Here is a 20249-nt window from a genome sequence, read left to right as displayed (position 1 = left end):
GGTACCCTTCTCCCTGGCGCTCGGATACTCCCATCCTGGCAATTCGCCGCAGCTATGCGAAGGAGAGACGCCCATGAGCCGTCTCGTGGCGAAGGTACTCGGTGTACACCAGAGCATCTACATCGCATCGAAAGGCTATCTGGGTCATCACGTTCCGGGAATGGCCCCCAGCCTGCTGCTGACTTCCATCGGCGCCAAGACCGGGGCACAGCGCATCAACTCGCTGACCTATGCCAAGGACGGCGACAATCTCGTCATCGTGGCCTCTAATGGCGGCGCGCGGCGCAATCCTGCCTGGTACCACAACCTGAAGGCGCACCCGCAGGTACAGGTGCAATTGGGCCGGGACCGGCGCCGCGTCCGCGCGACGGCACTTCTACCCGGCGACACGGATTACGAGCGGTTGTGGAAGTTAGCCGACACCAACAACTCTGGCCATTACAGCGCCTACCAGCGGGCGACGTCTCGCCCCATCCCGCTGGTCGTGCTCGCTGCCGCCTGATCAGGCCTGCGGCACCCACGACTCGCCAATTGTCCGGTCTGCCTCGAGCCGCTGCTTGACCCCGAAAGCGAACCGCTTGCCGGTGACCCGACGCGCGTGATTGAGCTGAGCCAGATTCAGCTTGGCCACCTGTGCGGCGCTGACTCCGGTCGGCTCGGCGTGCAGGAAGTAGTGCAGGATCGCCCCGTCCAACGCGGGCTCCAACCACACCTCCATCGTTCCGGTCAGAGGCCCGGCGACCGTCCAGCGGATGCCTTTCTCGCCGCGCTCCTCGACAACATTGAGCTGCAGGTCAGGCCACCAACGGCGCCAATCGGCGGGGTTGGAGATGGCGCGGCCGATGTCCGCGGGATCTGCGGCGATAAAGGTCTGGTCGGCGACCTGAATGCTGTTCATCGCGCACTAGCTTAAGCCTCGCCGCCGAAGGAAATGCGGCAACGTCTTCGACGATCCTGAGGCCACGACTAGTCTGAGCGGGTGCGAGAGTTCAGCGTTCCTGCCCCATTCACTGTCGAGGACAACGCATCGGTTGTTCATGCCGTCTACGACTACGAACGTGAAGACCCCAATCAGGCGGCATTCTCCCGTCTCGTCGACGGCACCTGGACGCCCGTCACCTACGCGGAGGCCGCAGCGCAGATCCGTGCGGTGGCCAACGGCCTGATCGCCAAGGGTGTGGCGCCCGGTGATCGCGTGGCACTGATCTCGGCGACACGGTACGAGTGGACGATCATCGACTACGCAGTGCTGTCGATCGGCGCCATCACCGTTCCCATCTACGAGACATCTTCGGCCGATCAGGTCCGGTGGGTATTGCAGGATTCCGCGGCGGTGGCACTGTTCTTGGAGTCCGATGCGCATGCCAAGATCGCCGAAGAGCTGGCACCCGAACTCCCCAACCTGCGCACCGTGTTTCACATCGCCAGTTCGACTGCACCCGCGGCTCTCGACGAGCTCGCCGAGGCTGGGAGCGGTGTGGACGCCGCCGAGCTCAGCGGCCGACTCGACGCCATCAGGGCCAGCGATCCCGCGACGCTCATCTACACCTCGGGAACCACCGGGCGTCCCAAGGGTTGCCAGCTCACCCACTCCAACCTGGTGTACGAAACCCGGGGTGCGCGTGCTGTTTTCCCCGATTACCTACAGAAGGGCAGCCGGACGCTGATCTTCCTGCCGCTGGCACACGTGCTGGCGCGCGGTATCGCGATGGCGTGCTTCCAGTCCAAGGTGAGCGTCGGATTCACCAGTGACATCAAGACACTGGTGCCGACGTTCGGGATCTTCAAGCCCACCTTCATCGTCTCTGTCCCCCGCATCTTCGAGAAGGTGTACAACACCGCTCGCCAGAACGCCCAGAATGACGGCAAGGGAAAGATTTTCGACGCTGCCGCCGACACCGCCGTCGAGTACAGCCAGGCGCTGGACAACGGCGGACCGGGCATCGTGTTGCGCGCCAAACGCGCCGCCTTCGACAAGCTGGTGTACGGCAAGCTGCGCGCGGCGCTCGGCGGTGAGTGCGTGGCATCGATCTCCGGTGGAGCGCCACTGGGTGCCCGACTCGGTCACTTCTACCGCGGCGTCGGCCTGACCATCTACGAGGGCTACGGACTTACCGAAACGACGGCAGCCTGCGCGGTGAACGTGATCGGTGGGCTCAAGATCGGCAGTGTCGGTAGGCCGTTGCCCGGTAACGCCGTGAGGCTCGGCGATGACGGCGAGCTACTGGTGTCCGGCGGCGTCGTGTTCAGCGGGTACTGGAACAACCCGACCGCGACCGGCGAGTCGATCGTGGACGGCTGGTTCCACACCGGCGATCTGGGCGCGATCGATGAGGACGGCTTCGTCACGATCACCGGTCGCAAGAAGGAAATCATCGTCACCGCAGGCGGTAAGAATGTGGCACCGGCGGTACTGGAGGATCAGCTGCGCGCTCATCCGTTGATCAGTCAGGCGATGGCCGTCGGCGACAAGCAGCCGTTCATCGGAGCCCTCATTACCATCGACCCCGAAGCCATCGACGGCTGGAAGCAGCGCAATGGCAAGCCCGCCGAGGCCACCGTCGCCGACCTGGTCGAGGATCCCGATCTGCTCGCAGAGGTCGAAACCGCCGTCAAGGCAGCCAATCAGGTTGTCTCCCATGCCGAAGCCATCAAGAAGTTCCGCATCTTGCCGGTTGACTTCACCGAGGCCACCGGCGAGATGACGCCGACGCTCAAGGTGAAGCGCAATGTGGTGGCCGAGAAGTTCGCGGCAGACATCGATGCGATCTACTCGGGGTCACCCGAGTAGATCTCCCACCCCGCGGAGCCTATGCAGAGCCGCCGACCAACTCGGCGAAGCGGGCGGCATGGTGATCCCAGCGCCAGTGCTCGGTCACCCAGGTGCGCCCCGTCTCCCCCATCACGGCGGCCTGCGCCGGATCGGACAGGATCTGGACGATCGCGTCCGTGATCGCGGGTACCGATCTGCCATCGACGACAAGCCCCGTCTCACCGTCGCGCACGGTTTCCGGTGCGCCCCCTGAGTTTCCGGCGACCACCGGGACGCCGCAGGCCGACGCCTCCAGAAACACTATCCCCAGGCCCTCCACGTCGAGCCCCGCTCCGCGGGTACGGCAGGGCATCGCGAAGACATCGCCCATCGCGTGATGAGCGGGTAGCTCCTCCCACGGCACACCGCCGGTGAACACCACATGCTCATCGACGCCGACGCGACTGGCCAACGCCCGCAACGGTTCCGCGTATGGACCACCACCCACGATCACCAGCGCCGCACCGTCGACACGTTCCCGGATCGCCGGCAGCGCCTCGATGAGCTTGTCTTGGCCCTTACGCGGGACGAGCCGGGAGACGCACACGATGGTCGGCCGCTCGCCGAGCCCGTAGCGGCGCCGCAGCTCCTCGCGTGCCACTGGGTCAGGACGGAATCTATTGGTGTCGACACCGGCGGGCAGATGTTCCAACGCGGCACGCGGACCGAAGGCCGCGGCGAAGCGTCCGCGCGTGTAGCGGCTGACATAGGTGATCACGTCGGTGCTATCGCCGATCTGTCGCAGTGCGTACCGTGCCACCGGCAGCATCGACCAGCCGACTTCGTGCCCGTGCGTGCTGGCCGCCGTTACGGCGGCTCCCGCCGCCTTGGCGGCCGACGACAAGAGCGCCAGTGGCGCGGCCGCACCGAACCACACCACGTCGGAGTGCTGCGACTTGATGAGGTCCACCATGCGCTGGCGGACGCCAGGGCTCGGAAGCATCAACGAGGTCGGGTGCCGCACCACCTGATAGTCAGCCGCGGCGTCGTATCGCTCGCATCCTTTCCACCTCGGCGCGTACACGGTCACCTCGTGCGATCCGGCCAGGTGAGTCACCAGCTCTTGCAGGTAGGACTGAATGCCCCCGGGCCTGGGCGGAAAATCGTTGGTGACCAACAGGATCCGTTGCCGCCGGCCGCCAGGCTGAAATGTCACGACGCCTACCGTAGTGGACGAGAGCAGAGCCAGCTCTGCCACTGCCGAACCAGTGTCGGCTCATCGATGCCCAATGCCTGCTGGATGGCCACACCCTGCGCACTCGGCGCAACGGCGGCCCCATACCGGTACAGCTGTACCAGTTTTGGTTCACCAAAGGTTTCGGCCACATACTGGGCCACCGACCAAGCCTCCTCGTACGCCTGTGTACGTTTCGTTCCCGGACTCTCGATGTCGTCGTCAGTGGGCAAATGGTCCGGAATCCGTCCCGCGGCAAGGGCACTGGCCAATGTGGGCGCAGCGTTCCGGAAGGGTGTGCCGCTGCCGCGGCGCCCGTTGTAATCGGCCACCCCCTCCACCAACCAGAGGGGTGCGTGATCGCCGGTGACCGTACGGGCCGCGGCGTGGAAGAGTTCATGGCGTAGCACCACACGGAACTGATCGGGTGGAAGTGCTGCCGAGCCCGGCGCGAAAATCACCCGCTGCCCCACAGCGACTCCACGCTCGACACGGTCGGCGACCGCGGCGGCGGCTATTCCATCGGTATCTGCGCCCCCGACAAGCGCAGCGAACTCTGCGTCCGTTTCTGCCGCGACCAGTAGCACTCCCGCCTGCCACTGCGGCCCCCAGAACTCCGACAACGCCGTCAATGCACCGGCGATCTCGTCGGCAAGCCGTGGCGCCACCGCCGAACCGGGATGCCCCAGCACCACCACGTCCCGGTCTCCCACCTTGCTACGCGTCTCCACCGCGGGCGCGAACTGCCACGGCACGGCGACCGCGCTGGCATCGACCAACCGCCAGGTGTCGTTATCGTGCAGCACGACGACCGTGGCGGGGCGCCTGACGGCAACCTTGTCCACTCCGCTGACCGCATAGAACAGCGCCACGTCCAATGTCCATTGTTGATGCGGCGCAACAGGATCGGCGGGAACCTCGGCGGCCAACCGATACTCGAATGTGTCTGTCTTCAGCCCCGACAGGTTCTTCTGCAACCGCCACTGAGCCTCCCGGGGTCTGCCGGGAGCGAGGACGGCGTCCAGTGCCGCGGTATCACCGCTGCGCAAAGCCTCGGAGTAGCGCGTCAACAATGCCTGAATCGCTGCACGCACATCGTTGGGCGGCACGGCGGACTGTGTACGACAACCGCAGAGAATCAACAGAACCACCGCGAGCAGCGATGTCCAGCGTGCTACCCCTGACACCCGGGCACGACGGCTGCGACTCAGTAGCGGCGCGCGTTGTAGATCGGGCCGGAGGAGGTGATGGGCGCGACCGCGACGGGAACACCGTAGGTGGAGGCGTGCACCATCATGCCGTTGCCGACATAGATACCGGTGTGCGAGGCATCCCCGTAGAAGTTGATGACGTCACCCGGCTGCAGATCACTCAGCGCCACGGGCGTGCCACCACGGGCGAGCGCCTGGCTGGAGTGCGGCAGCGAGACACCCTGCTGGCCGTAGGCCCACATCACCAGGCCCGAGCAATCGAAGGCGTTGGGGCCCGAACCGCCCCACGAGTAGGGCGCACCGATCCGGGTCAATGCCGCGGCGACGGCGTTCGCACCGATGGCCGAACCTCCACCACCGACGGCGACTTCCGGCGCGGGGGCGGCGGCCGCAGCCTGCATCAGCGGCTCGGGAGCATCCGGGGCCTGGCCCGGCTCCACCGGAGGCGGCGGGGGCACGGGCGCCAGTGCCGCCAGCTGAGCGCGCTGGCCGGGGTTCAGAGTGTTGTACTGCGACTTGACGACCGCGATCTGCACCTGCAGCTGGCTCTGCTTGGCCTGCAGCGAGGCGCGAACGTTCTTGGCCTGCTCGGCGGCCACCCGGGCCTGCTCGACGGCATCACGGGACCGCTGCTCGGCCTCATCGGCCGAGGACTGCGCGGCGCGATAGCTGTCCATCCGGCCACGCATCTCGGTTCCCACCGTGCGCTGCACCGACAACTGGTCGATGAGGTTCTGCGGAGAGTTGGAGGTCAGCACGGCACCGTAGCCGCTGGTGTTACCACCCATGTACGCGGCGACCATTGCCTTGTTGACGTCGACTTGGTACGTGGAGACCGCCATGCGCGCAGCCTTCGCGACGGCCTCATCGGCGAGAACCGCCTTCTCGGCATCACGCTGAGCCGCCAGCTTGGCGTCGAGATCCATCTTCGCCGAGTTAGCCGCTTCGGAGGTTGCCTCAGCCTGACGAGACAGCTCGTTGAGCTTCTTCACGGCGTCGTTGTTGGGGTCGGCAGTCGCGACCTGACCACCCGCAAATATCCCGCCGACCAGGGCGGCAGCGGTCATCGCAAGCATCGTGCGCCGGAGAGGTGAGGGCGTCGATCGATCCGAATGATTTCGAAGAAGACGCCCGACACTCAAGACAACATCCCTTTACTGCAATGTGATCGCCGCGAACTACGGCGCCAATAGGTCTCAGATAGGTTACGAAATGGCATCGACGTTGTCCACCGCAGTGGGAAACGACGTCAGTGTCGCGTAAGTGTCGGTTCTCCTCCCCGTTCCCGGGGTGGGCCATCAAGCACCTATTTCGAGTGTGCCCTATGCGACTCCGGCATCGGGCGTCTTCGCCGAATCAGGCGTGTCGTATGTGCGCTGAATCGGCACCAGTCGCAGCTTGGGCGCCATCCCGGCCTCGGCCAAGACGGCCAGCGCCGCACGTTCGTCGTCGGCAAGCGTCTGGGGCACCCCCAACAGCACGCTGACCACGCAGTCACCGCATCCCGGGCCGCGCATCGCGCAATCGTCGCAATCGATAAGCATGGCTCCTCCTTTCCCATCGGTCGTTCTTTCGGGTTCAGGGCGGACGGTAACTGCGCCCACCGACAAGTAAGCACCGCCTGGCACCCTTGCGGTATGACGGAACAGTCGCAACCAGCGCATACCGACCGCCTCCGGGCCGAATCGTTTGGTGGCTCCGCCGACGCCTACGACCGTCACCGCCCCCGCTATCCGCAACCTCTGATCGACGAGCTTGTGTCCGGCGGCCATACGCGCGCCCTGGATGTGGGAGCGGGTACCGGGATCGCGTCGGCACAACTGGCCGCGGCCGGCGCCGAGGTGCTGGCCGTCGAACCGGACGCACGCATGGCGCAGATGGCAGCCGCGAAGGGCATCGACGTCGAGGTGGCCACATTCGAGGAGTGGCAGCCGACCGGCCGGACCTTCGATCTCGTGCTCTTCGCGCAGTCCTTCCACTGGGTAGAGCCCACTACGGCGCTACGGAAGGTTTTGACCGTGCTTCGCCCGGGAGGCCGCCTCGCACTGGTGTGGAACCGCATCGTGCCCACCTCGCCGACTCAGCAGGACCTGGACACCGTCTACGCCGATTTCATGGACACCACCAAGCGCCCGTCCATCAACACCGAGGACACCGTCTCGGCGGCCATCGAGAAATCCGGCTATCACGTGCGGCACTCCCATTTCCTGGACCGCCCACACTTCTCCACACAGGCATACCTGGACATGGTCTTCACCTACTCCAATCACCTCACACTCGATGCCGCCGCGCGCAGCGTGTTGCGGTCGCGGCTCGAAGAGACGATCGGCGACCGCGGCGTCGACACCACCAACGATGCGCTCGCATTGATCTGTACCCCCGTGGCGTGACCCCGATATGTCGGTCCCGGGTCATACGCTCAGGTCATGACGCAGCTGACCTTCGACGAGGTGCACGCTTCGTCGGGGTCGTCGGCACACGCCCCGTCGGTACAAGCACTGCGTGACACCACCTTTGTGGTGGTGGACCTGGAGACGACCGGCGGAAGCGCGGAGAACGACGCAATCACCGAGATCGGCGCGGTAAAGGTGCGTGGCGGTGAGGTGCTCGGGGAACTGGCCACGCTGGTCGACCCGAAGCGATCGCTGCCGCCACAGATCGTCCGCCTGACCGGCATCACCTCGGCCATGCTGGTGGACGCTCCGCCCATCGAACAGGTGCTGCCGACGTTTCTCGAATTCGCCCGCGGGGCAGTACTTGTCGCACATAACGCCGGCTTCGATATCGGTTTTCTCCAGGCGGCGGCGCGACAGTGCGGGATCGACTGGCCACAGCCCACGGTGCTGTGCACGGTCCGGCTTGCCCGCCGGGTGATGACCCGCGACGAGGCACCACGGGTCAGCCTGGGCGCACTGGCTCAGCTGCTCGGCGCATCGACAACCCCCAATCACCGGGCGCTGGATGATGCCCGGGCCACCGTCGATGTGCTGCATGCCCTGATCGGCCGGGTGGGCAACCAGGGTGTCGACACCATGGCAGAGCTGCACCGGTACCGCACCCAGGTGCCCAACGCCCTGCGGGACAAACGCTCCCTGGCCGATGGAATGCCTTACGCCCCGGGCGTTTACCTGTTCCGTGGGCCGTCCGGCGAGGTGCTGTACGTGGGCACCGCCGTTAACCTGCGCCGACGGGTGCAGCAGTACTTCACCGGCGCGGACCCGCGTGGCCGGATGCGCGAGATGGTCACCATTGCCACCGCGGTGGACCACGTGACCTGTGCACACCCGTTGGAGGCCGCGGTTCGCGAGCTGCGACTGCTGGGTGCACACGCACCGCCGTACAACAGGAAATCGCGATTCCCGCATCGCTGGTGGTGGGTGGTGCTCACCGAGGAGCCATTCCCCCGTTTCGCCGTGGTCCGGACCACGAACGGGCGTCGGATGCTCGGCCCGTTTCGTGCCCGGACTGACGCCACGGCCGCCGCCCTGGCACTCGCTCGGTTCACCGGCGTTCGCACGTGCGCCGCGCGTATCGGGGCCACTGGGCGACACGGCCCCGCCTGCAACGGCCAGTCCTACCCGCACGACACCGCCTCCCCGTGCCCGGCCCCCGTCGGCGTGGACGCCGCCGAATACGGGGATGCCCTCATGACGGCGCATGCGGTCCTCACCGGCATCGAGGGGCAACCGCTGCACGCGATGTGCGACCGAGTCGCCGAACTCGGTGGGCTGCGACGCTACGAAAGCGCCGCGCGGCAACGCGATGCGACGGCCGCCCTCATCGAGGCGCTGGCCCGCCAGCACCGCCTGCAGGCCCTCGCACGCATCGAGGAGCTGATCGCCGCCCGCCCCGATGGTGACGGCGGATGGCAGATCGCCGTGATGCGGCATGGTCAACTGGCCGGTGCCGCGGTCGCGCGCCGCAGTATCCCCCCGATGCCGGTGGTGGCTGCCGCATCGGCATCGGCCCAGGTGGTGCTGCCGTCTGCCGAACCGTTCGGCGGGGCGGCACCCGAGGAGACCGGAGTGATCACCCGCTGGTTGGCCGAGCCCGGGGTACGCATCGTGTCCTCGACCGACGGTTATGCCGAGTCGACGGGATGTTCAGGGCCCCTGCGAGATTGGGCGTTGACGGCACGCAGTGCGCGCATGGCCGGCGCCATCCGTCACGACGACTGGGGCATGGCCGAGCTGATCAGGCCCGGGCGTACCGCTGTGCCCCGAGCCGTTGGCTGACGGTGGCATCTAGTCGGCCAACAGAGGACCGAATATCGCTGCGCCGCAATGAGTTGCGGTAGCCAGGTCGATCACCATCCCGGTGACATGCGGATTCTGATCTACCCACGTGCCTGCCGACTCGCTGTCGGTGAAAAAGTTGAGCAGGGTGCAGCAGGTCTCTGCCGAGGGGCCTTCGCCGGTATGGATTCCCACGAAGACGGCCACGGAATCGGGAACCGCGGTTGCTTCGGGGCCATCGACCGCAACGGTGATCGTCTCCGCCGTCCGGGGATCGACCGAGACGATCCCGATGTGCGGTCCGCCGAGCATTGCGGAGATACCGAGCGCGTCGACGGCACACATCGCATACACCTCGACGCCACCATCGATCGTCACTCGGTGTGCGGTGGGGGTGCCTGAAAACGGGTAGGCCGAGCTGATTCGTCCCGTGTCGTCGAGCTGGATCACATCGGACTCCCGAAGGCTGTCCAAGACAGCCTCGATGGACACACCAGCCGCGAGATCGGCCAATTGGTCTGCCCGCGGTGGCCTCCCCGTCTCGGCGAACCGCCGCAAAATGGCGCGATGCACCGCATGCTCGATCGGTCCGGCCGGCTGCGCGCCACCGCGCCACGCAATCAGACCGGCCAGCACGGCCTCACCGGTCATGCGCCGTCGCAGCGCCGCGCGTAGCGCCGATACCGACGGCGCACCCTCGAGTCCGCTACCGCTTTCTCCCGCGTAGAGGCGGCAGGCGAGCCCCGCCGTCAGCCCCCGTTCCGCGAACGGGTCCTCGCCGTCGACCAGCAATGTCGGGGAGCCCGTCATCCGGTGCGCGTCGGCCTCTTCCGGAGTGGTCACGACATGGTGGGTGATGGCCGCGGTGATCTGCTCACCGGCCAGTGCGGCAGCAATCCGATCTTGCAGGAGTGGAACATTCGGGCAATCGGACACCTGCAGGATCTCGAGATTCATCGGATCGCACCGGTGTGCAACGTACCGATCAGCGGACAGCAGCGATCGGCGCGCGGCCGGTCGCAGGTGCTCACGAGCTCGGCCAGCGACTGTTCCATCCGCTGCAGTTCGGTGATCATCCCGGTCAGCCGCTCTCGCTTGGCCTGCGCCAGATCACGAGCGGCCTGGCAATCGTCGGGGCCGCCGTTGGCCAGCTGCATCAGCTCCTCGACCTCGTCGAGGGTGAATCCGAACTCCTGAGCACGCTTTACAAAACGTACGACCTCGACGGCGTCCACCGGGTAGGACCGGTAACCCGCAGCCGAGCGTGGCGGCTGCTCCAGCAGCCCCCGGCGCTCGTAGTAATGCACCGTCTGAACGCTGACACCGGCCCCGGAGGCCACCTCACCGCTGCGCATGACCCAATTGTTGACCCTCTACCTCGCTATAGGGTCAAGCCGAATCTGCGACAGGTTCTACTGCGCCCCGAGCTGTTGACTGACGACGATCCACTTGTCCAGCAGCGTCGCCGCTGCGCCGGAATCGATCGCGCCGGACACCCGGGTGAGCGCGTCCTCCCAGGCAGGCACCCATTGGGCGTCGCTGGCCAGCCCGGCGTGCGCAACCATGGCGCCCGCGGCGTTGAGCACCACTGCGTCGCGGACGGCGCCCATGCGACCACCAAGCACGGCCCGTACCTCGGCGGCATTGAACTCCGGATCGCCGCCGACGAGCTCCTCGAGCCGAGCACGCGCGAAACCGAACGCCGCCGGATCGAACCGCAGCGTGTCGACGGTGCCCGCCTGAACCCGCCAGATGGTGCTGGTCGTGGTCGTGGTCAGCTCGTCGAGCCCGTCGTCACCGTGCACCACCAGCACGCTGGATCCGCGTCCGGCGAAGACACCCGCCGTCACCTCTGCCAGATCGGCGAACGCACAGCCGATCAGGCCCGCCCGCGGACGGGCCGGGTTGGTCAGCGGGCCAAGCAAGTTGAACACCGTGGGCACACCGATCTCGCGACGCACCGCGGAGGCGTACCTGTATGACGGATGAAAATGCGGCGCGAAACAGAAACCGATACCCACCTCGGCGACGCTGCGCATCACCGCCTCGGGCCCCAGATCGATACGCACACCCAGCGTCTCCAGCGTGTCGGCGCCGCCGGCCAGTGAGGACGCGGCCCGGTTGCCGTGCTTGACCACCGGCACACCACACGCCGCCACCACGATGGACGCCATGGTGGAGAGGTTCACCGTGTTCGCGCCGTCGCCCCCGGTGCCGACGATATCCACCGCGTTCGCGCCGATCTGGCCGTCCTGCCCGCCCGAGGGAAATCCGATCGCGTGCGACAGCATGGTGTCGGCCAGCTCGCCGACCTCATCGGAGGTCGGACGCTTCATCCGCATCGACACCCCGAAGGCCGCGATCTGAGCGGGGGTGGCCGCGCCGGTCATGATCTGGTCCATGGCCCAGGCCGCCTGACCCGCGGACAGGTCGCGACGGTTGGTCAGCTCGCCCAATACCTGGGGCCAGGAATGTTCCAGCACGCCGCAAATGGTCCCATGGAGACAACCAGGACAACAAAGGACTAAATGCCTCCCAGGCCGCCCGCGACACGCCGGACGCAGGTCACCGGCACCACTCTCATCAGAGGCCACACACGTTGTCGGGAGTCGGTCACAAATCAATGTCGGACCCGAGTGGCTCTCGACAACTACAAAGCGTCATACTTACGACGTGACGACCGCAGCAGCCCCAGGATCGCCGGCGGGAACCGCCATTACCCAGCGGGTTCATTCACTGAACCGGCCCAACATGGTGAGTGTTGGCACCATTGTGTGGCTTTCCAGTGAGTTGATGTTCTTTGCTGGACTCTTTGCGTTCTACTTCACCGCGCGGGCGCAGTCCGGTGGCAATTGGCCGCCGGAGCCCACCGAGCTGAACCTGGGTCTTGCCATCCCCGTGACCGCCGTGCTGGTCGCCTCGTCCTTCACCTGTCAGATGGGTGTGTTCGCTGCAGAGCGCGGCGATGTTTTCGGGCTGCGCCGCTGGTACGTCATCACCCTCATCATGGGCACCTTCTTCGTCCTCGGACAGGGCTACGAGTACATGAACCTCGTGCACGAGGGCACCACCATCGCGAGTAGCGCCTATGGCTCAACCTTTTACCTGGCCACCGGCTTCCACGGTCTGCACGTCATCGGCGGTCTAGTCGCGTTCGTCTACCTACTGATTCGCACCCGGATGAGCAAGTTCACTCCGGCCCAGGCCACCTCCGCGATCGTCGTGTCCTACTACTGGCACTTCGTCGACATCGTGTGGGTCGCATTGTTCGCCACCATCTACTTTGTCCGCTGACAGCCCCATGACGAAGCCCAACCCGGTGAAGGGAGCCCCACAGTTGAGCGTGGAGCCCGTAAACAACACAGCCGCCAAGAATCGGGCGCGCCGCAAGTTCCGCCGTCGCATCTCAGCAGGTTTGCTGCTGTTGATCGCGCTGGTGGTTGCCGGCGGCCTGGCCTCTACCTTCACGCCCACCCCGCAGGTCGCGGTGGCCGACGAAGACAAGTCGGCGCTGCTGCGCACCGGTAAGCAGCTGTACGAGACCTCGTGCATCACCTGTCACGGTGCCAACCTGCAGGGCGTGCCCGACCGCGGCCCCAGCCTCATCGGCGTGGGTGACGCGGCCGTCTACTTCCAGGTGTCCACCGGCCGTATGCCGGCGATGCGCAACGAGGCCCAGGCCCAGCGCAAGGACCCGATCTTCGACGAAGAGCAGACCGACGCTCTCGGTGCCTACATCCAGGCCAATGGCGGCGGACCCCAGGTCATCCGGGACGGCGATGGCGCCATTGCTCAGGAGTCGCTGCGCGGCAACAACATCGCCCGCGGTGGCGATCTGTTCCGGTTGAACTGCGCGTCCTGCCACAACTTCACCGGCCGCGGCGGGGCCCTCTCGTCGGGCAAGTTCGCCCCCGAGCTCGATCCGGCCAATGAGCAGCAGATCTACACCGCCATGCTGACCGGCCCACAGAACATGCCCAAGTTCTCCGACCGTCAGCTGACCCCCGACGAGAAGAGGGACATCGTCGCCTACGTCAAGGCGTCGAGCGAGACCCCCGACCCGGGCGGTTACGGCCTGGGCGGCTTCGGCCCGGCTTCTGAGGGCATGGCCATTTGGATCATCGGCATCGTCGCCGCTATTGCCGCGGCATTGTGGATTGGAGCGCGCGCGTGAGTGGCGATCCCAAAGTAGAGATTCCCTCCGACGAGCAGCTCGCGGCCATGAGCCGCGATGAGCTGGTCAAGCTGGGCACCAACCTCGACGGTGTCGAGATCGTGTACCGCGAACCACGTTGGCCCGTCGAGGGCACCAAGGCCGAGAAGCGCGCCGAGCGTCTTGTCGCCCTGTGGTTCGCGCTCGGTGGCGTGTTCGGTCTGGCCCTGCTCGGGGTGTTCCTGTTCTGGCCCTGGGAGTACAAGCCGTTCGGGGATCCGGGCAACGCCGCGTACAACCTGGCGACGCCGCTGTACGGCCTGACCCTGGGCCTGTCGGTGCTCTCGCTGGGTATCGGCGCGGTGCTCTACACCAAGAAGTTTGTCCCCCAGGAGATCTCGATCCAGGACCGCCACGACGGCCCGGGCTCATCCGAGGTGGACCGCAAGACCATCGTCGCGCAGCTGCAGGACACCCTGGAGACCTCGACACTCCCCCGCCGCAAGATGGTGATCCGGGCCCTCGGGTTCGGCGTCGGCGCTATGGGGGCCGGCACCGCGGTCGCCTTCATCGGTGGCTTGATCAAGAACCCCTGGGCCCCCGTGGTCCCCACCGCCAACGGCAAGCAGCCGGTGCTGCTCACCAGCGGCTGGACCCCGCGGTACAAGGGTGAAACCATCTACCTGGGCCGAGCCGTGGGCAGCAGCTCCCAAATCCTGCTGAAGATCCGTCCGGAGGACATCGACGCCGGCGGCATGGAGACCGTGTTCCCGTGGCGCGAGTCCGATGGCGACGGCACTACCGTCGAATCGCACGAGAAGCTGTCGCATATCGCCATGGGCGTGCGTAACCCGGTGATGATCATCCGGGTGCGGCCCAGCGACATGGGCAAGGTGATCAAGCGCAAGGGGCAGGAGAGCTTCAACTACGGCGACCTGTTCGCCTACACCAAGATCTGCTCGCACCTGGGTTGCCCCACATCGCTTTTCGAGCAGCAGACCTACCGCATCCTGTGCCCGTGCCACCAGTCGCAGTTCGACGCACTGCACTTCGCCAAGCCCATCTTCGGGCCGGCCGCCCGTGCGCTGGCACAGCTGCCGATCACCGTCGACAAGGACGGATACCTCGTCGCCAATGGCGACTTCGTTGAACCCGTCGGACCCGCATTCTGGGAGCGCAAATCATGAGTGACACAGCCCAAAAGCCGTCACGTCTAGGCAAGATCGCCGCCGCCCAGGGCGAGGCGATGGACTCTCGGTACCACCTCGCCGCCGGAATGAAGCGGCAGATCAACAAGGTCTTCCCCACGCACTGGTCGTTCATGCTCGGTGAGATCGCGCTGTACAGCTTCATCATCCTGCTGCTCTCGGGTGTGTACCTGACCCTGTTCTTCGACCCGTCGATGGCCGAGGTCACCTACAACGGCGTCTACCAGCCGCTGCGCGGTGTACAGATGTCCAAGGCATACGAGACCGCGCTGAACATCAGCTTCGAGGTGCGCGGCGGCCTCTTCGTGCGACAGATCCACCACTGGGCGGCGCTGATGTTCGCGGCCTCGATCATGGTGCACCTGGCCCGCATCTTCTTCACCGGTGCATTCCGCCGCCCCCGCGAGGCCAACTGGGTCATCGGCTCGCTGCTGCTGATTCTGGCGATGTTCGAGGGCTACTTCGGCTACTCGCTGCCCGACGACCTGCTGTCCGGTATCGGTCTGCGCGCCGCGATGTCCTCGATCACCCTGGGCATCCCGGTCGTCGGTACCTGGATGCACTGGGCGTTGTTCGGCGGCGACTTCCCCGGCAACATCTGGATCCCGCGCATGTACGCGCTGCACATCCTGTTGATCCCCGCGATCATCCTGGCGCTCATCGCCGTTCACCTGGCGCTGGTGTGGTACCAGAAGCACACACAGTTCCCCGGGCCGGGCGCCAAGGAAACAAACGTCGTCGGCGTGCGCATCCTGCCGGTGTTCGCGCTCAAGGGTGGAGCGTTCTTCGCCTTCACCACCGCCATCCTGGCGCTGATGAGCGGCCTGCTGCAGATCAACCCCATCTGGTTGCTGGGCCCCTACAAGCCCTCGCAGGTCTCGGCGGGTAGCCAGCCCGACTTCTACATGCAATGGACAGAAGGCCTGGCCCGTCTGTGGCCCGCATGGGAGCTGTACATCTTCGGGCACACCGTGCCCGCGGTGTTCGCGGTGGCGATCATCATGGGTGTGGTGTTCGGTCTGCTGACCATGTACCCATTCATCGAGAAGAAGCTGACCGGCGACGATGCGCATCACAACCTGCTGCAGCGTCCGCGTGATGCACCGGTCCGCACCGCCATCGGCGCGGCGGCGATCTCGTTCTACATGATCCTGACGCTGGCCGCGATGAATGACGTCATCGCGTTGAAGTTCCATATCTCGCTGAACGCGACGACGTGGATCGGCCGTATCGGCATGGTCATCTTGCCGATCGTCGTGTACTACCTGGCCTACCGCTGGGCGATCGGCCTGCAACGCAGCGACCGCGCCGTACTCGAACACGGCATCGAGACCGGCATCATCAAGCGACTGCCGCACGGTGAATACATCGAGCTGCACCAGCCACTGGCCGGTGTCGACGAGCACGGCCACGCCATCCCGCTGGAATACCAGGGCGCGGCGGTGCCACAGCGCATGAACAAGCTCGGATCGGCCGGAGCACCCGGCACCGGCTCGTTCCTGTTCGCCGACCCCGCCGACGAACAAGCCGCACTGGTGGAAGCCGAACACGAGGCGCACCACAAGTCGCTGCTCGCCTTGAAGGAGTACCAGGACGGCGAGCCGGCAACAAACGGTCACGGCCACTAGAAGTCAGTTCGACAGTTGGGCCCCGCATACGAAAGTGTGCGGGGCCCAACTGCTTTACCCTGACCGTATGCACGAGATGACTCGCGAGCAATGGTGGGCCTTCGCCACCGAGGGCACCCGCACGGGGATGCTTGGGCTGGTGCGGGCCAACGGTGCACCCATCGTGACACCGGTCTGGTTTCTGCTTCACGAAGGATCCGGCGGCGATGAGCTGATCTTCACGACGGGAACGGAAACCTTGAAGGGCAAGGCCATTCGACGTGATCCGCGCATCTCACTGGCTGTCGATGACCAGCGCCCGCCCTACTCCTACGTCCAGTTTTCGGCAGAGGCACGGCTGACCAGCGATCTCGATGAGATGCGCGAATGGGCGACCAGGATCGGTGGACGCTACATGGGAGCAGAGCTGGCCGAGGATTTCGGCCGTCGCAACGCGGTTCCGGAGGAATCGCTGGTGCGCGCCACCATCACGAAAGTCATTGCCCGCGCAGGGATCGCCGACTAAGACCCTGCCGCGCCGAGCTCACGCAGCTTCTTGAGCGTCACCCACGGAATCGCGCCCATCGCGCAGGTGATCACCCCGCCGAACACGAACGCGACGATGGCGGCGGTATCGCTGTCCACTGCCAACAGATAGGCGCCTGTGACCACCGCCAGCAGCGCCAGACCGATCGCACCGGCGATCCCTACGGTGGCACGCAGCCACAGCCGGTCGACCACCACCGATTTCGATGCCGCCTCGGCGGCGGCCCGATAGGCCGGTGACCCTGGCCCGCTGTAGTCCTTCGGAGCATGGCTCGTGTGGTCCGCGAGTCCGCCGAATGTCTTGAGCTTCTCGGTCGAAGCCTCCGCGGGAGGCGGACCCGACGGCACACTGCCTGCGCCGGAAGCGTTGGCACCCTTGGATTTAGGTGCGGCCTTCGACGGAACACGCGTCGTGCGCTGAGCGGCGGTCTTACGGGCGCGCAGTAGCAGCGGCACGGCACCGACAATGACGGCCAACGACACCCCGATGACGATGTAGATCCCCAGCGACGGCCCGGCCGATCCCGGCGAGCCCTCCCCCAGCCCGGTCATCACGACGATGGCACCGACCAACATCCCGACGAACGCCAGCCAGATGACGGCGCACAGCCCGATCAACATCCGGTCGACAGCCTCCGGAGAGGATCGACGCACCGGACCGGCAAGTGCCTCCAGTGGCTTGGCCAATCGACCCGCTGGCATCAGCAGGTTGCCTGCGCCGAGTTGTTGTTGTTGGCGGACAGAACCTGGCCATCACTGGTGGTGATCGTGCAATTGAGCTGGCTCAGGCGCAGGAAGCTGCTCGCCGATACCGAGCCGATCTCCGAGTTCGAGATCGGGGTGACGGTGATCGACCACGGGATGTACACGTTCGGGTTTACCCGCGTGCGCCCGGAGCCGTCGGTCCAGGTGATCGAGATGCGATCAAGTGGAGCCTTCGAACCCGTCACCGAGTACGTGATCTGCCGGGGCCCGGCAGGGGTCGTGGTCGTCGGCGGTGGAGGTGGCGCCGTGGTGGTGGTCACCGGCGGCGGGGCCTCATGCGTCGTCACCGGCGGCGGAGGCGGGGGCACCGGAACCGGAGGTTCCACCGTCACCGTCTCGGTCACCACCGGCGGAGGCGGAGGTGGCGGCGGCTCAGTGGTTGGCGGAGGTGGCGGAGGAGGCGGCGGTTCCGTCGTGGTGGTGATGATCTCGTTCCACGGCGTCGTGCTCGGAGTCGGCGTGACCGAGGTGCTCTTGGCGGCACCGGTGGTTTCGTCCGAGCGTCCGGCTACCAGCAGCGCGACGGATGCCACCAAGGTGATGGCAGCGATGATCGCCGCCACCCCGACGACCCAGGGCCATCGCGGCGGAGGCGGCTCCTCGCCGTCGACCAGCTCGGTGTCGTACTCGTCGTACGGCACGTACGGACTGGTGAATTGCTCGGATTCGGGCGCCGAATACGCCTGTGAATGAAACGCGGAGGAATCCGGCCCGGAAGAGTCAGCAGCTGCGCCATCCGCATTCGGACCGTCCAGATCCGGAACTTCCCCGGGAGTCCCCGACCCTGGGTTGTCCGTGCCACTCATCTACACAAGTTCCTTTTCGTCACTTCCCGCTCCCCGGCGGGCCACCTGCCTGAGGGGCCATGGCAACGATAGCCAAAGCAATCCGAGGCGACGAAACCCGACGGCCGTAAAAACCAAACTGACCACCGGATTGTTATCGAAAACGTGACAGTGCACACGGAGATGTCACACCAGCCACGGGAGTCCCGCCGCAAAGTACGAGCGCGGCGGTGAGAAGGGAGCGAAACGCGCGATGAGCTAGTGCTTCTCCGGGCCCACGTGGTACTCGAAGACCAGACCGGCGACTGCGCTGAGAACGAACACCGCACCGGCGGCAAGCAGCCACGGCAGCCATAGCGCCACACCCACGGCGGTGGTGGCGGCGGCCAGCGCGATCATGATGGGCCACCAGCTGTGCGGGCTGTAGAAGCCCAGCTCGCCGGCGCCGTCGGCGACCTCGGCGTCTTCGTAGTCCTCGGGCCGGGTGTCCAGGCGCCGGGCCACGAAGCGGAAGAAGGTCGAGATGATCAGTGACAGACCCGTGGTCATCACCATGGCGGTGGTCCCCGCCCATTCCACACCACCATTGGCGTACAGGGCGGTGAGCACCGCGTAGACCACTGTGGCCAGCGCGAAGAATCCGGTGAGGATCTCGAAAAGTCGGGCTTCGATATGCATGCTGCGCTCCTACCTTTCCCGCTGCCTAGTTCTTCGCCGCGTTGTTGTCCGCCGGCGCGAGCTCCCCGCGGCGGCCGTCGAACGGCCGGGTGGTAACCGAGACCGGCGACTGCCCGATCGATGCCAGCGCCTCGGCGTTGGTCTTACCCGCCTTGCGCGCTTCCAGGTAGAACTTGAAGTCGTTGGGGCTCACCACACGCAGCTCGAAGGCCATCATCGAGTGGTAGGTGCCGCACATCTCGACGCAGCGACCCACGAACGCGCCTTCCTTCAGGATCTTGCTGACCTGGAAGACGTTGTCGGAGTTGTTGGCCTTGGGCTCGGGCATCACGTCGCGAGTGAACAGGAACGGGACCACCCGGAACGAGTGGATGACATCGGCCGAAGCCAGCTGGAACTCGACGCTCTTGCCGCTGGGCAGTACCAGCACCGGGATCTCCGAGGAGGTTCCGACGGTCTCGATCTTGTCGAAGTTCAGGTAGGTGCGGTCCTCACGATTCAGGCCGCGCACCGGGCCGACGAGCTCGTTGCCGTGCGCGTCCTTACCCTCGGGCTTGGAGGTCATGGCCTTCTTGCGTTCCGGATCGGCGCCCTCGTAGTTGAGGCTGCCATCCTTGAACGCGACCTTCTGGTAGCCGAACTTCCAGTTCCACTGGAAGGCGGTCACGTCCACGACGACCTCGGGGTTCGGGTCCTTGTGCATGACCTTGTTCTGCACCACGACGGTGAAGTAGAAGAGCACCGCGATGATCAGGAAGGGCACCACCGTCAGGATCAGCTCCAGCGGCAGGTTGTAGCCGAACTGACGCGGGAACTCGGTGTCGCCCGGCTTGTGCCGGTGGAACGCGACGGTCCAGAAGGTCAGTGCCCACACAATGACGCCGACGACCAGCGAGGCCACGACTGCCCAGGTCCACAGGGGAGCCATGTAGTCGTGGGCTTCGGGGGTGATTCCCTCGGGCCACCCGAACCGCAGCACTTCTTGGACGCTACAACCGCTGAGCAGGAAGCTCGCCGCGCCCAACAGCACCACAGTGGCCAGCAGGGACGGCCGTGAGCCGGACCGTGACGTCAC

The 20249-nt window shown here is 65.9% G+C and carries 21 protein-coding genes; 9 read left to right on the top strand and 12 right to left on the bottom strand.

The annotated features are described in order from the left end of the window. Positions 1–73 precede the first annotated feature (73 nt). Positions 74–502 carry a nitroreductase family deazaflavin-dependent oxidoreductase gene (locus tag MSTE_RS09455; RefSeq protein ID WP_096500726.1) on the top strand — a complete coding sequence of 143 codons (429 nt, stop codon included), beginning with the start codon at positions 74–76 and terminating at the stop codon, positions 500–502. Here the strand turns inward: MSTE_RS09455 and MSTE_RS09450 are convergent, their stop codons facing one another. After that, complete coding sequence (locus MSTE_RS09450; protein ID WP_096500724.1) at positions 503–898, bottom strand: polyketide cyclase / dehydrase and lipid transport; 396 nt, start codon at positions 896–898, stop codon at positions 503–505. An 81-nt stretch (positions 899–979) separates the two neighbouring features. Here MSTE_RS09450 and MSTE_RS09445 point away from each other — a divergent pair, with 81 nt between their 5' ends. After that, complete coding sequence (locus tag MSTE_RS09445; RefSeq protein WP_096500722.1) at positions 980–2791, top strand: AMP-dependent synthetase/ligase; 1812 nt, start codon at positions 980–982, stop codon at positions 2789–2791. Positions 2792–2810: 19 nt separating this feature from the next. Here MSTE_RS09445 and MSTE_RS09440 read toward each other — a convergent pair whose 3' ends face one another. The 4 genes from MSTE_RS09440 to MSTE_RS09425 all read right to left on the bottom strand — a co-directional run bounded on the left by MSTE_RS09440 (position 2811) and on the right by MSTE_RS09425 (position 6741). After that, on the bottom strand, positions 2811–3968 hold the full coding sequence (locus tag MSTE_RS09440) for a glycosyltransferase family 4 protein (RefSeq protein ID WP_096505657.1): 1158 nt from the start codon (positions 3966–3968) through the stop codon (positions 2811–2813). A gap of 5 nt (positions 3969–3973) precedes the next feature. Further along, positions 3974–5128: a hypothetical protein gene (locus tag MSTE_RS09435; protein WP_162291611.1), complete on the bottom strand. Its 1155-nt coding sequence runs from the start codon at positions 5126–5128 to the stop codon at positions 3974–3976. 65 nt (positions 5129–5193) lie between these two features. Continuing rightward, a complete protein-coding gene (gene ripC, locus MSTE_RS09430; RefSeq protein ID WP_162291398.1) occupies positions 5194–6273 on the bottom strand; it encodes a peptidoglycan hydrolase RipC in 1080 nt (359 codons plus the stop codon). A gap of 246 nt (positions 6274–6519) precedes the next feature. Then, positions 6520–6741, bottom strand: coding sequence for a hypothetical protein (locus tag MSTE_RS09425; RefSeq protein ID WP_096500716.1), 222 nt, complete (start codon positions 6739–6741; stop codon positions 6520–6522). A 93-nt stretch (positions 6742–6834) separates the two neighbouring features. Here MSTE_RS09425 and MSTE_RS09420 point away from each other — a divergent pair, with 93 nt between their 5' ends. Together MSTE_RS09420 and MSTE_RS09415 are read left to right on the top strand one after the other, a co-directional pair. After that, positions 6835–7587 (top strand): class I SAM-dependent methyltransferase, encoded by a 753-nt coding sequence (locus tag MSTE_RS09420; protein ID WP_096500714.1) that lies wholly within the window; start codon positions 6835–6837, stop codon positions 7585–7587. A gap of 36 nt (positions 7588–7623) precedes the next feature. Then, positions 7624–9432, top strand: coding sequence for a DEDD exonuclease domain-containing protein (locus MSTE_RS09415; RefSeq protein ID WP_096500712.1), 1809 nt, complete (start codon positions 7624–7626; stop codon positions 9430–9432). A 9-nt stretch (positions 9433–9441) separates the two neighbouring features. Here the strand turns inward: MSTE_RS09415 and merB are convergent, their stop codons facing one another. The 3 genes from merB to trpD are packed head-to-tail and all read right to left on the bottom strand — an operon-like array spanning position 9442 to position 11915. Beyond that, positions 9442–10389 carry an alkylmercury lyase family protein gene (merB, locus tag MSTE_RS09410; RefSeq protein ID WP_096500710.1) on the bottom strand — a complete coding sequence of 316 codons (948 nt, stop codon included), beginning with the start codon at positions 10387–10389 and terminating at the stop codon, positions 9442–9444. After that, the gene (locus MSTE_RS09405; RefSeq protein WP_096500708.1) at positions 10386–10787 is read right to left on the bottom strand and encodes a MerR family transcriptional regulator; all 402 of its coding nucleotides are present in this window, start codon (positions 10785–10787) and stop codon (positions 10386–10388) included. The genes merB and MSTE_RS09405 overlap by 4 nt, the downstream gene beginning before the upstream one ends. 57 nt (positions 10788–10844) lie before the next feature. Beyond that, a complete protein-coding gene (gene trpD, locus MSTE_RS09400) occupies positions 10845–11915 on the bottom strand; it encodes an anthranilate phosphoribosyltransferase (RefSeq protein ID WP_096500706.1) in 1071 nt (356 codons plus the stop codon). A 268-nt stretch (positions 11916–12183) separates the two neighbouring features. Between trpD and ctaE the strand changes: the two genes are divergently transcribed. From ctaE to MSTE_RS09375, 5 genes are all read left to right on the top strand, one after another. Beyond that, positions 12184–12726 carry an aa3-type cytochrome oxidase subunit III gene (gene ctaE, locus MSTE_RS09395; RefSeq protein ID WP_030095464.1) on the top strand — a complete coding sequence of 181 codons (543 nt, stop codon included), beginning with the start codon at positions 12184–12186 and terminating at the stop codon, positions 12724–12726. 7 nt (positions 12727–12733) lie between these two features. Further along, positions 12734–13606, top strand: a complete 873-nt coding sequence (qcrC, locus tag MSTE_RS09390) for a cytochrome bc1 complex diheme cytochrome c subunit (protein ID WP_096500704.1) — start codon at positions 12734–12736, stop codon at positions 13604–13606. Next, entirely contained in the window at positions 13585–14772 is a 1188-nt protein-coding gene (gene qcrA, locus MSTE_RS09385; RefSeq protein ID WP_167455684.1) for a cytochrome bc1 complex Rieske iron-sulfur subunit, read from the top strand. Before qcrC ends, qcrA begins: the two co-directional genes overlap by 22 nt. Then, positions 14769–16421, top strand: a complete 1653-nt coding sequence (gene qcrB / locus MSTE_RS09380; protein WP_096500702.1) for a cytochrome bc1 complex cytochrome b subunit — start codon at positions 14769–14771, stop codon at positions 16419–16421. The genes qcrA and qcrB overlap by 4 nt, the downstream gene beginning before the upstream one ends. 67 nt (positions 16422–16488) lie before the next feature. Beyond that, positions 16489–16926 carry a PPOX class F420-dependent oxidoreductase gene (locus tag MSTE_RS09375; RefSeq protein WP_096500700.1) on the top strand — a complete coding sequence of 146 codons (438 nt, stop codon included), beginning with the start codon at positions 16489–16491 and terminating at the stop codon, positions 16924–16926. Here the strand turns inward: MSTE_RS09375 and MSTE_RS09370 are convergent. The 4 genes from MSTE_RS09370 to ctaC form a co-directional block, all read right to left on the bottom strand. After that, on the bottom strand, positions 16923–17648 hold the full coding sequence (locus tag MSTE_RS09370; RefSeq protein WP_096500698.1) for a DUF2561 family protein: 726 nt from the start codon (positions 17646–17648) through the stop codon (positions 16923–16925). The two genes, MSTE_RS09375 and MSTE_RS09370, sit on opposite strands and share 4 nt — an antisense overlap. After that, complete coding sequence (locus MSTE_RS09365; protein ID WP_096500696.1) at positions 17648–18517, bottom strand: hypothetical protein; 870 nt, start codon at positions 18515–18517, stop codon at positions 17648–17650. Before MSTE_RS09365 ends, MSTE_RS09370 begins: the two co-directional genes overlap by 1 nt. Positions 18518–18754: 237 nt before the next feature. Continuing rightward, positions 18755–19174 (bottom strand): cytochrome c oxidase subunit 4, encoded by a 420-nt coding sequence (locus MSTE_RS09360; protein ID WP_030095457.1) that lies wholly within the window; start codon positions 19172–19174, stop codon positions 18755–18757. A gap of 25 nt (positions 19175–19199) precedes the next feature. Continuing rightward, positions 19200–20249 (bottom strand): aa3-type cytochrome oxidase subunit II, encoded by a 1050-nt coding sequence (gene ctaC, locus MSTE_RS09355; protein WP_096500694.1) that lies wholly within the window; start codon positions 20247–20249, stop codon positions 19200–19202.

The sequence above is a fragment of the [Mycobacterium] stephanolepidis genome, assembly GCF_002356335.1.
GTDB lineage: Bacteria > Actinomycetota > Actinomycetes > Mycobacteriales > Mycobacteriaceae > Mycobacterium > Mycobacterium stephanolepidis.
Note: the sequence above shows the minus strand (reverse complement) of the source record. Positions and strands in the feature narration are given on the sequence as shown.